Here is a 12,250-nt window from a genome sequence, read left to right on the forward strand (position 1 = left end):
ACTTAGTTTTATTAATTAATCGGAGTCACATTAGTAAATGTATGTATCATCAATCCATCCGCGTTCGTATCGATAGTGATAGTCGCATGCGTATAATCCAGACTACCTTTCATTTTCCAAAGGTGTTCCCATTGACTCCATTGGAACTCATACAAAGCATAGAAAGAAGCAGGTTCTCCACCCACCGGGCGTTCGGCACTCACATCATCGCCTCTACCCCAACACATATCACCACCATTTACTTGAGCTATAAAGTAATAACGCTCTTCTATATAAGTCAACCAACTAGGAGGATTTGTTTCCGGTTTAGAAGGATCAAGGAAGCGAATATCGCCCTCTCCTACAAATTTACCATTACCAACATATTGCAATACAGCTATATCAGCAAATGTCGCTCCCCAAATACAACGAACAGAAGAACCTATTTTTTCTGTCGTCATAGCCATTGTATTAAAGTTTACAGTCAGACGGGTTACCTCTTCGGAGGCAGTTACTGCCGTTTCACCATCACCCTCTCTCAACTTCGAACTATCATCAATATAATAACTGAATGTTTCACCTGTCGTAGCAGACTTAAATGAGATATTTCCAGCAGACAATTTTGTATAAATCTGGAAAACTCCCTCTTCTACACAACGGAACGGAATTCCGCCTTGTCCACCGTTCTCCGTAGCCGAACCATATAAATACAATTCTGCCGGAATATTATCAATTCCCTCCCCACGAGTCACAGTGATATTAGCCACCTTATCGGACTTCTTCACCACTCCTCCTTTCGAAGCAGTCACTGTCCATTTAATATCCCCTGTTCCCAAAGGATAAATACCAGCATTTCTGGCAATCGTATTAATAGCCGCATGAGTAATCGACAAACTGGGATTGGCTCCCAAATCACTTTTCATTGTAGCCAGTGGCTTTGAAAAGTCTCCGTCTGCTTTGTCAAACAAAACCTCGTACAATACAATTCCGCCATCTGCCGCACCGCCTCCGGACCATGATAGCACAACAGGTACTGAAGATGACACATCCAACTGGATAGAGGCAGGGGAATTCAATTCCGTAGGGACTGTAAAATCCGCATTCAATTCATAATCTTCCTGACAGGATACCATTGCCAGAAATACTGAACATATTAATAATATCTTTTTCATAATTGTTCCTTTTTGAGTCGTTAAACCAATTACCAATTCGGATTCTGCACCAAATTACCATTCAAGTCACGTTCAGCCTGTGGTATAGGCCACAAATAATGTTTATTTGCATTAAAAGCTCTATTTTCAACCCGAACGTATCCGTTATCCGTACCTACCACTTCATTCGTCTTCAATCCGTGACACCATCCGTTCAATACATCATCCGCAATTCTCCAACGGATAATATCCTTATGACGATGACCCTCCAATGCCAGTTCCGAACGACGTTCATTCCGTACAATCTCAATCAGTTTATCTTTAGAAGCTCCTTCCGGGAATTCCACTGCCGAAGCAAGTGTAAATCCGGCTCTATCACGAATTGGTTTAATAGTTGCATCCCAAGCCGTCTTATCCAGTTCACCTAACTCTGCCAATGCTTCCGCATTCATCAATAGAATATCAGCATAACGAATCAAAATCGGATTCAAACCGGAATAAAGAGTAGCACGATACGTATTATCCCAGTATTTCTTGATATAATAACCGGTAGCCGAACAATCCGATCCTACACCGTATCCATCTTTACCTTCTCCTTTCTCACAGTTGATAACGACTTCTGTTCCGTCAGCCAACGTATATGAGTTCCCAGTATACATCACTGTTGCTTTCAAACGTGGATCACGATTAGCATACGGATTACTTTCGTCAAACGATGTTCCTGTCTCTCTTATTGTTTTTCCATCTAGCATAATATAACTGTCTACCAACTCCTGCAAAGGAGAAAGCTGGGAATATCCCCCCAATGAAGGTGGCAGGAAAGCATACATCATCTGATGTTCACGGCTGGTCGGACGATACTGTGCATCCAAAATTACTTCAGAGTTGTATTCATTAGCAATCTCAAACAATCCTGCATAACTTCCAAAGAGCCTAAAACCTCCCTCCGTCATAATGGTGGACGTGATATTTTTCACTTGCGTCCAGTTACCTTCGAACAGATAAATTTTAGCTTTGATAGCCATTGCCGCCCAACGGGTAATCCGTCCTTTATTATCCGCATCATAAGAAGTCGGCAGGTAATTACCGTTAATCACTTCATCCAAATCCGCCAACATATTAGCAATGACAGTAGCTCTATCTGTACGTGCGATAGACATACTTTCCTTAATAGAAAGCACTTTCGTTGTATAAGGCACATCTCCGAACTTCGTATACAATTCATAATAATTATAAGCACGAAGCACTTTAGCCTCACCGATATAACGTTTCTTCAATTCCGGATCTAAATCAGGAACCCGGTCAATATTTTCGAGCAACTGGTTGCACATACGGATACCCGTATAACGTCCGTCCCAAACCTGTTTCACGTAAGAGTCGGCTGTAGAATATGAACCATTACCAATATTTTGTGTAAAATCATTAGGTTGTTTGGTATATGCATTGTCCGTCATAGCTTCACTATAAAGCTGTTCGTCCATATTTCCCAAATACGTATAGCAATTATTCAACGCCTTGACAGCTGCTTCAGGATCTTCTTCCCAATAAGTCAGGTCCGTTTCTCTGTCATACGGTGCCGTATCCAAGTCAACACAAGAGGCACCGCCCACTACCAAAACAGCAGATAAAATCAAATTCTTTATAGTTGTTTTCATCACGGTACAGTTTAAAATTTAACATTAAGTCCAAATGAATATACTCTTGCCACAGGATAAGCACGACCACTGCCGTCTCCGGTATATTCCGGGTCCCATCCACCTTTCATATTCGTGAAAGTCAACGGATTTTGCACGCTGGCAAAAATTCTCAAATTCTTGACATAGAGTTTTTTCATCCATTGCTGTGGGAAAGTATATCCGATCTGCGCATTTTTCAGACGCAAATATTTAGCGTCCTGAATCCAGAAATCTGATTTTGCAGCATTATTAGCCGATTCTGCTCCCATTGTCAGACGGGGATAAGTAGCATCCGGATTATTCGGAGTCCAGCGATCCTGATGGAAATCCATTACCGGACCTTCATTATTATTATGGAAAGCCTCAACAGATTCACCACGCATCCATTTGTTACGTCTTCCCACTCCTTGCCACATCATCGAGAAATCAAAGCCTTTATATTCCAGCCCATAAGTAAAGCCGAAAGTATATCTCGGAAAATCATTACCTACGATAAAGCGGTCATCATCCGGTTTAATCACACCATCGCCATTTTTATCCAGATAGCGGATATCTCCCGGTTTCGGTGTAATACCTTCCAGGTGCGGTCCTTTCTGACATTCTTCCTCATTCTGGAAAAATCCGTCTGAACGATATGCATAATAAGAATACAAAGGATAACCTTCCTTAATAATAGTCTGTACATCCGAACCACCGATAATTTCCGTACCGCGTGTATCTATTACTTCATTAAAGCTATCCGAAATATTTCCGGAGAAGTTATGCACTACTGGGCCAGTCTTCAAGCGATAGCTCACTGACAACTCCCATCCCCTCGTTTCTACTTTACCAGCATTCTGAATAGGCGCACCATTACCAAACAATCCGGGAACCGGTAAATTCACCAAAATATCTTTTGTACGATTATTGAAGCAATCAAAAGTAATATTCAAATCATTATTCAACAATCCCAATTCGAAGCCGATATTAGCCATACGGGTAGTTTCCCATTTGAGATCAGGATTTGTAGAAGCAAATGTAGCCGTCTGCGCCAATTTATCTCCGAAGCTGATGCCGTTAGTCACAGACACCGTCTGCATGTATTGATAGGCACCAATACGGTTATTACCTACCAATCCCCAGGAACCTCTAATTTTTAGAGAAGGAACATACGGTTTCAATACAGACCAGAATTTTTCCTCCGAAATACGCCATCCTGCAGAGAAAGAAGGGAAGACTCCCGAACGGTTTCCTTTAGCAAAATAAGAAGAGTAGTCATTACGGATATTAAATTCCAGTAAATATTTCTCATCATAATTATAAGTGGCTCTTGCAAAACCGGAATAGATAGCCCAGTCACTTCCCGAACCTGTATTACTTACCTTATCACCACTCAAATCACCTACAAAAATGTCGTATTTAGAATCTTCCGTCAAACGACTGGTAGAGAATTGTTTTTCAGAGAAACCTTCATAAGCATACCCCAGTAATCCACCGATAGAGTGCTTTCCTATCTTCGTATTATAAGTCACCATCAGATTGGTAGTGATATTCTTGGAACGGTAGAATTGCTCGGTCAACTTGTTTTCAGTATCTCCCGTACCTTCAAAAGCTTTCCGGTTTTCATGCAATTTATTATTCCACACGCGTCCACCAGCACTTCCAATCAGTTTCAGTCCTTTATATACTTCCCATTCGGCTTGTATGGTTCCCAATAATTCATCATTCACATTCTGGCGATAACCGCCTTCTTCCAAACGTTGTAAACCGTTTGAGTTACTTCCGGCTGGATAATTATAACTACCATCCTCATTCTTGATCGGATAAATCGGTGGCATGCGGTTTGCCTGCTCGATAATCCATTCCGTCCAGTAAGCATGTTCTTTAATGTCATTACGGGCAAATTGAGAAGTCAAATTCAATGTAAAGTTATTCGTCACCTTATGGCTTACATTCAGACGTGCATTGTAGCGCTTATAACCATAATCAGGTCCCTTGAACATACTACTCTGATCCAGATAACCCAGAGAAGCCATATAAGACAACTGATCGTTACCGCCTGTCATCGAAACATTGTGTGAACTTTGAGGAGAATTACGATTATAAAGTTCTTTCACCCAATTTACATTCGGACCACCATTTCTATATTGCGCAATCTGCTCGGGAGTGAATTTTGCAGCTCTTCCCGAATTAACAGCCGCTTCATTATACAGTTCAGCGTATACCCACGAGTCTGCTATCTTAGGCAATGAAGTAGGTTGCTGAACACCATACATAAAATCATAAGAGATTTCCACCTTACCAGCTTTTCCTTTCTTGGTAGTGACAAGTACCACACCATTGGAAGCACGTGAACCATAAATAGCAGTAGAAGAAGCATCTTTCAAAATAGAAATCTGCTCAATATCAGCCGGATTCAGATTGGCGAGCGATCCTTCAATTCCGTCAATAATCACCAACGGATCATTGTTGTTCATCGTATTCAAACCACGGATATTAATAGAAGGTACACTACCCGGAGTAGAACTTCCCTGCTGAATTACCAAACCGGGAGTCGTTCCCTGCATCGCTTCCAATACATTGGAAATCGGCTTTCCTTCCAATTCATCCGTAGAAACAGAAGACACAGCTCCTGTCAGGTTGACTTTCTTCTGCACACCGTAGCCTACCACTACCACATCTTTCAAAGCAACCACATCCGACTTCAACACCACATTGATAAACTGGCGGCCGTTCACCGGAACTTCCTGTGTTTCATATCCAATTGAGGAAACTACCAATACCGCTTTTGAAGCAACATTCAGTGAAAAATTTCCATCCATATCCGTAGCCGTACCCGTAGATACACCTTTCACCAGCACGGTAGCCCCAATCACGGGTTCCCCGTCTGCCATTACCTTACCTTTCACTGCGATTGTATTAGATTGTGCATACAGTTTGGAACCAACAGCCACATTCATACAAACAATCAACATAACAGCCAATAATTGCCAACTCGAAAATGCCGTTCTGAAAAGTCGGCGGGCAAATTGCGCGTTCAATAGATTAGATTGTTTCATAACATTTTATATTTGAATTAATAGAAGAGTTATCATATATTATAAGATATTAAGTTGGGACAAAGCAAAGGAATAAGCCCCTAAAGCAACGGCTCTGCTTGCTCCTAATGTAGAAACAGCAATGCCTATTTTCTTGTGACAGGCATAATGCACCTCTCTCTCCGAAAATGGTATTTTCACCATCTTGTCTTTTTCCTCCAGAAATTTATCAAATGCCTCTTTTTCGGACAGATTGAACACCTCCATCTGCAAACAAGGGAAAGAAGCTCCTGCAAATGTGCCGATCTGCCGATTCATCTCATTCATGATTCCCGGAAGTATGTATTTAGCCGCTCCGGCCACTCCTCCGCCAATCACCACCAAGCCATCAACAATATTCAATGCACGGATGATAGCATCACCAGCCATTTCTCCCAGTTCGTTAAAACTCCGGACAGCAGCCTGCTGATCTCCCTCTGCGATCCCTTCGGCAATATCATATATATCTTTGGGAGTTAAAGAAGAAGCATCCTTTCCGGTCAATTCCTGATATACTCGCCTGACAGCCCTGATGCTGACACTTTCTTCCGCGATCATTTCGGGATATTTCTTATTCCGCATAATCCAGACGTCGCCGCCGCAACCGTTGTCTCCGGTCAGTAACCGACTGTCAATCACCACTCCGGCACCAAACCCTGTACCCAGCGTAATTCCGAGCAGGTTCTTATATACCTTACTGCTGCCTGCTTCTTTCAGGCGCTTATTTACTTCAGGTAAAGTGCCCGCCAAAGCTTCACCATAGGCGAACAAATTACCATCATTATTAATAAAAACCGGAATACCAAATTGCTCTTTCAAATAAGGTCCGAGTGCCACTCCTCCCCTGAAAGCCGGGAAGTTAGGCAAGTCACCAATAATTCCATGCTCATAGTCAGCAGGCCCGGGAAAAGCAAAACTGATAGCTACCGGAAGTTTAGGCAATCGTTTTTCAACTTCCAGGAAGCCTTCTACAAGAACAGACAAGCAACGCTCTAAGTCGTCGGACGCTGCCGGAAGGCAAATAGGTTCCACTATTTCGCGACAGCCCTGTATGGCTGAAAACACGAAATTAGTGCCTCCCGCATCAAGCGTCATCACGACTCGTTCATCATGTTCGTACATAGGTTTCAAGATATTAGATGATTGAATTATTTCATTATTAAAAGCGTACGTAGGCTTTTATCGTTACACATTCTTTTCCTGCCGATTTACCATACGGAGCAATGGTATATTCTTTCACTCCGGCAGGAATGATAAATGTTTCCGCATAATGCACCACAAAAGGTTCAAAGGCGTGAGTAGGACTCTCAACGACGGCCTCTTCTCCCTCCAGCAGATTCAGCACATTTACACTATCGTTTGTGTGATGCAGCACCGGTGACGAGAAACGGTGACGACGGGTTTCGATAAATTCATTCGGATGCAATCCGGTACGTTCCTCAATCCACCCATCCCCGGAAGCCACTTCCTTAAACTGGTTGCGAAGATGTTCATTTACATATTCCGTATCCCGGTTCCAGTTGATTACGCATTTACCACGTTCCACATTGATTGGGCGTGGTTTTCCATCCAGTCCCAAGCGTTGCCAGTCCCATAGTTTGAAAGTAAAGAGGTTCGGAGTCGAACTGATTTCAAGTACCATACTATTCGCACCGGAACAATGAATCGTTCCTCCCGGAATCAGGAAGTGATCGTGTTTCTTTGTCGGAATCTTGTTGACATACTTTTCTGCGTCGAACACCAATTCGCCTTTTTGCGCCTTACGCAAATCATCGATCATCGCTTCTTTATCAACGCCCGTTTTCACTCCCAGATAAACTACGGCATCTTCTTCCGCATCTACCATGTAGTAACTTTCATCCTGTGTATAGTACATACCGAAACTATCACGGATAAATTGAGTGGTAGGATGCACCTGCAAACTCAAATTACCTCCACCTATCGTATCCAAAAAATCGAAACGGATGGGGAAGTCTTTTCCAAAGCGTGCTTCCACCGGTTCACCAAGCAACTCTTTACTTTTCAGCAAAACCAAATCAACCGAAGGCAATTCAAAGCGCACTCCGTTCACCTCAAAATAAAGGCTGTTTTCTTCGGGCACACAGTCAAAGCACCAGCCGAAATTTTCGCGTTCACGATCCAAGTCGCAAACTTCTTTCATCCATTGACCACCCCAGGGAGCCGGATCGAAGAAAGGAACTACCCGGAACGGCGTGTTCACCGTTGCCTCTACCCCTTTAAAGAAAGTATCCTTATCAATCATCTTCGGTGTTCCGGCCACATGGGTGTCAATCCAGAATTCTACCCTGTCAAACAATCTTTCCTTATACCTATCACATACTCTCCAATCGTTGAAATACCCTCTCTTGTATTGCAAAGAAACAGCATCGTTCCGATTGTCTATCCCTAACGCTTTTACCTCATGCCGACGGAAACGTTGTTGAATTTCCCAACGTGCCATATCCGCATATACAATCATCGCATCCTGCGGAGCCACCATGGCAGCTCCTGTACCTATTATTACAATAGTATCCTCCGCTTCACTAATTTGCTTTTGAGCAGCAGCCAATTTATCCGCATCAAAATAATCTTCCAGCTTCAAATTGGTCACATAGCCAAACAACACATCTTCCGTCATGAAGCGTTCCGTCAAAGTTTGGATCTCTTGTTCCGGTTTCATCAAATCACGTACATTCATCACTCTTCCGGAGAATTCTTTAGAAAAAGCACCCAGCACTTCTTCTTCATATACTCCAGTATATAAATCCACTGCCAGCACTTTTCTTGCATCCATTTTCTCTTTTAACATAGAAATGATAATATCCCAACCCTGAACAAGCACCCCCGTCAGCTTCGTAGAAGGAAATTTATCATAATTAGCTTTTCTCATACCTATAGTCGTTTTTTAATTTTATATGTTCATACATACTTTCAATTGTGCAAATATATAGATTTTATTTTTATTTCAAACAAAACTTGGATTATTTTTTGATAAATCTTATATTTGCTGAAAATAAACCAATCCGAATAGATATGAAAATAGACCATAATAGTGATAAGCCTCTTCATATTCAGGCAGAAGAGATATTAAGAAGACTCATAGAATCTGAAGAGTACAAAAACGGAAAGCTATTTCCCAACGAAGTCGAATTGTCTGAACAATTACACATTTCAAGGAACACATTAAGGCAAGCTATCAACAAACTCGTGTTCGAGGGACTTCTGGTACGAAAGAAAGGATACGGAACGAAGGTGGTAAAGAAAGGTATCGTAGGCGGAGTAAAGAACTGGCTTAGTTTCTCACAGGAAATGAAGATGTTAGGTATCGAAATCCGTAATTTCGAACTACATATCAGTTTGAAACGTCCGACTGAAGAAATCGGCACATTCTTTAATTTAGGTTCTAACCCTGATGCTCGCTGCGTAGTAATGGAGCGCGTCAGAGGAAAAAAGGAATACCCGTTTGTCTACTTTATCTCTTATTTCAATCCTAACATTCCATTGACTGGAGAAGAAGACTACACACGCCCATTATACGAAATGCTGGAAACTCAATATAATATAGTGGTAAAGACCAGCAAGGAAGAGATTTCGGCCAGACTTGCAGGGGAATTTATTGCAGAAAAACTAGAGATAAAATCAAGTGATCCTATATTAATAAGGAAAAGATTTGTTTATGATGTGAACGGAGTGCCGATTGAATACAACATCGGATACTACCGGGCAGACAGTTTTACTTATACAATAGAGGCGGAAAGATAAAGAGTATGTTCATACATACATGACATAAAAAAGACTATTTTAAAGGCCGAAACTCTCATCTTCCTTTAAAATAGTCTTTTTACATTCCATTTTTTTGCATTATGCTTTATCCATCATCTATCATTTCTTCTCAAACCGACCAATAGAGTGTCCGGCAAGAATCCGATCCAGACTTTCATCCAAAACACCTATCATCTGAAGTTTGGATAATAAATGATAGCCTCTCCCCGATACTATCTCCAACAAATCTTTCACCATTCGAACATCTTGATTATACAAGACATTAGCCAACCGGGTATCAGCTACTTTACAAACAGGCAATTGAAGTATCCACTCCTCCTGCCCAACATTTATATTCTTATTATTGTCTGCCAAAGATAAAAAACGAGCATTGATAGCACGCTTTCGATAAGTAGCCAATATATCTTTCTTCAAATTCAACCCTTTAAGTATAGAATTATACATTTGTAATATCTTCCCATAGGTAATTCGATGCCGATCAGCCACTTTCGCTACTGATTCTCCTGTAGAAATTGAATAGAAGATATCGCGGGTAACAGGGTGAAGAATCAATGTTGCCAGTTCACGAATGATTATTTCATATAGCGGTTTACAAGTGTTCTGTGTTCTCAACACATATAGCAAATCATCGTATTTGGAAATGACAAACTCTCATCACCCAAAAACAACTGATCGTTGATTCAGGAACTCGCAATGTATCCAAGATTTGCCCGTATGTATATAAATAGACAGGCTTCAATAAGTTATCTTATTCATATAAGAAACCACTCTACAATTAAAGCACCTCTCTCTTACATAAACTAGCTACTTTTGTAGCACACATCAATTCGTTCCACAAATATGGAACGAAACAATAACAGATGTGGAACTAAAGGGAAACAACTGTGGAACTAAAAGTCAACAGTTGTAGAACGAATTAACAGTAACTATAAAACCACTAAACATTAGTATATGAGTGCAATATATGACTTATTTGAGACTCCTAGTCCAAACAAAGAAGAGAAACAACCGCTACATGCCCGTATTGTCTCCAAAGGAACCGTAGATAAAGAAGAGTTTCTGGATCGTGTCCACAAATTTACCGGTATCAGCAGAAGTTTATTGGCAGGAGCCATGGAAGCCTTTGCCAATGAAGCACGGGATTTACTAGCCGACGGCTGGAATGTAGAAATGGGAAACTTCGGATTCTTCTCTACATCGTTACAATGTCCGCCGGTTAAAGATAAAAAAGAAATTCGGGCAGCGTCTGTCCAAATGAAAAATATTAATTTCCGCGCAAGTCGTCCATTCAAGAAAGAAGTAGGCGACAAAATGAGGCTGCAACGAGGAGAATCTATCACACGCCCTAAGAAAAATAGTATCTCCCGTGAGACGTGTCGCGAGCGCCTCAACACATACTTGGAAAATCACCTATTCATCAGCCGGACAGATTATAGCCATCTGACAGGACGAAATAAAAAAGTAGCTATTGAAGAATTAAATTCCTTTATCACTGACGGAATAATCCAAAAGGAAGGGGTTGGAAAGTTGACTGTATATATAAAGGTATATTAAAGTATAAGATATAAGAGTCTATAAATCAGAGGTATACAAACAAAATAAATAAAAGTGAATCAAAGTACGTACATCTAGGACCGTTAAAGCACCTCCCCGGAAAGTGCCCATAGTATCTTTGCATCGTGATCACAAAGAGAATTGATAAGTAAAGTAACTAATTAAAAAAAACAAAAAACTATGGCACTTAGATACGTCATTAAAAAAAGAACATTCGGCTTTGATAAAACTAAAGCTGAAAAGTATGTAGCACAAAATGTAATCACCAATACGGTGGATTTCAGAGATTTGTGCGAGGAAATCACCAAAGTAGGAATGGTCCCCAGTGGAGCGGTAAAATTTGTACTTGATGCTTTGATCGATACATTAAATCTCAACCTTAGAAAAGGCATCTCTGTTCAATTAGGAGATTTCGGATGCTTCCGTCCTGGTATGAATTGCGAAAGTCAGGATACTGAAAAAGAGGTAGATAGCGATACGATACGCAGAGTGAAAATCATTTTCACTCCGGGCTACAAATTCAAAGAGATGCTAAGTAAAGTCAGTGTTCAAAAAGCGGTGGCTTCCGATGATGGTTCCATCAGCCCGGAGCAACCGGATCCCAACCCGAATCCAAACCCGGATGACGGCAAAGGAGAAGCACCGGACCCGGCAGCATAAGACTAATCATCAGCCTTTAAAAGCAGGAAAACAGTACCCGCCTACGGGCGGATACTGTTTCCCAAAGTATTCCTGTAAAAGACTTGACAACGCCTTTTTTATTTTGTATCTTTACAACATCTTAAAACATTAAAATATCAACATGAAAGAATTGCCATCAGAAGAGGAAGAAATTCCGTTTCGCATTAAAACTTATAAGAAAAAGGAATTGGCTTGTATGTACAATCCGAACATTACACCCCGTTGCGCCATACGCATATTCACCAAATGGATTAAAATAAATAAAGAACTGCTCCGGTTATTGACTGCCACAGGTTATCATCCGCGTACACGAACTTTTACTCCCCGACAGGTACAAATCATCACCAGTATTCTGGACATTCCATAAGGA

The 12,250-nt window shown here is 41.2% G+C and carries 9 protein-coding genes and 1 pseudogene; 4 read left to right on the forward strand and 6 right to left on the reverse strand.

The annotated features are described in order from the left end of the window. Positions 1 to 11 precede the first annotated feature (11 nt). From BACFIN_RS12200 to BACFIN_RS12180, 5 genes are read right to left on the reverse strand one after another with little or no spacing between them, the layout of a single operon-like run. Complete coding sequence (locus BACFIN_RS12200) at positions 12 to 1,151, reverse strand: SusE domain-containing protein (protein ID WP_032839487.1); 1,140 nt, start codon at positions 1,149 to 1,151, stop codon at positions 12 to 14. Positions 1,152 to 1,180: 29 nt separating this feature from the next. Continuing rightward, positions 1,181 to 2,785, reverse strand: coding sequence for a RagB/SusD family nutrient uptake outer membrane protein (locus BACFIN_RS12195; protein ID WP_007751797.1), 1,605 nt, complete (start codon positions 2,783 to 2,785; stop codon positions 1,181 to 1,183). Positions 2,786 to 2,796: 11 nt separating this feature from the next. After that, on the reverse strand, positions 2,797 to 5,844 hold the full coding sequence (locus BACFIN_RS12190; RefSeq protein WP_007751800.1) for a SusC/RagA family TonB-linked outer membrane protein: 3,048 nt from the start codon (positions 5,842 to 5,844) through the stop codon (positions 2,797 to 2,799). Positions 5,845 to 5,883: 39 nt separating this feature from the next. After that, positions 5,884 to 6,984 carry an ROK family protein gene (locus tag BACFIN_RS12185; RefSeq protein WP_007751804.1) on the reverse strand — a complete coding sequence of 367 codons (1,101 nt, stop codon included), beginning with the start codon at positions 6,982 to 6,984 and terminating at the stop codon, positions 5,884 to 5,886. Positions 6,985 to 7,021: 37 nt separating this feature from the next. Next, the gene (locus BACFIN_RS12180; RefSeq protein ID WP_007751806.1) at positions 7,022 to 8,752 is read right to left on the reverse strand and encodes a class I mannose-6-phosphate isomerase; all 1,731 of its coding nucleotides are present in this window, start codon (positions 8,750 to 8,752) and stop codon (positions 7,022 to 7,024) included. Between the two features lie 143 nt (positions 8,753 to 8,895). On the opposite strand from BACFIN_RS12180, the gene BACFIN_RS12175 reads away from it, so the two are divergent. After that, positions 8,896 to 9,624 (forward strand): GntR family transcriptional regulator, encoded by a 729-nt coding sequence (locus BACFIN_RS12175; protein WP_004312375.1) that lies wholly within the window; start codon positions 8,896 to 8,898, stop codon positions 9,622 to 9,624. A 120-nt stretch (positions 9,625 to 9,744) separates the two neighbouring features. On the opposite strand, the pseudogene BACFIN_RS20690 reads toward BACFIN_RS12175, so the two are convergent. Continuing rightward, positions 9,745 to 10,296 (reverse strand): annotated as a pseudogene (locus BACFIN_RS20690) (hypothetical protein); the annotation flags it as partial. A 300-nt stretch (positions 10,297 to 10,596) separates the two neighbouring features. Here BACFIN_RS20690 and BACFIN_RS12165 point away from each other — a divergent pair. The 3 genes from BACFIN_RS12165 (at position 10,597) to BACFIN_RS12155 (ending at position 12,247) form a co-directional block, all read left to right on the forward strand. Further along, positions 10,597 to 11,199 (forward strand): HU family DNA-binding protein, encoded by a 603-nt coding sequence (locus tag BACFIN_RS12165; RefSeq protein ID WP_007751819.1) that lies wholly within the window; start codon positions 10,597 to 10,599, stop codon positions 11,197 to 11,199. Between the two features lie 180 nt (positions 11,200 to 11,379). Continuing rightward, positions 11,380 to 11,859 carry an HU family DNA-binding protein gene (locus tag BACFIN_RS12160; RefSeq protein WP_004313515.1) on the forward strand — a complete coding sequence of 160 codons (480 nt, stop codon included), beginning with the start codon at positions 11,380 to 11,382 and terminating at the stop codon, positions 11,857 to 11,859. Positions 11,860 to 12,001: 142 nt separating this feature from the next. After that, positions 12,002 to 12,247, forward strand: a complete 246-nt coding sequence (locus tag BACFIN_RS12155) for a DUF4248 domain-containing protein (protein ID WP_004299385.1) — start codon at positions 12,002 to 12,004, stop codon at positions 12,245 to 12,247. The last annotated feature ends 3 nt before the right edge of the window (positions 12,248 to 12,250 follow it).

The organism is Bacteroides finegoldii DSM 17565 (assembly GCF_000156195.1).
GTDB lineage: Bacteria > Bacteroidota > Bacteroidia > Bacteroidales > Bacteroidaceae > Bacteroides > Bacteroides finegoldii.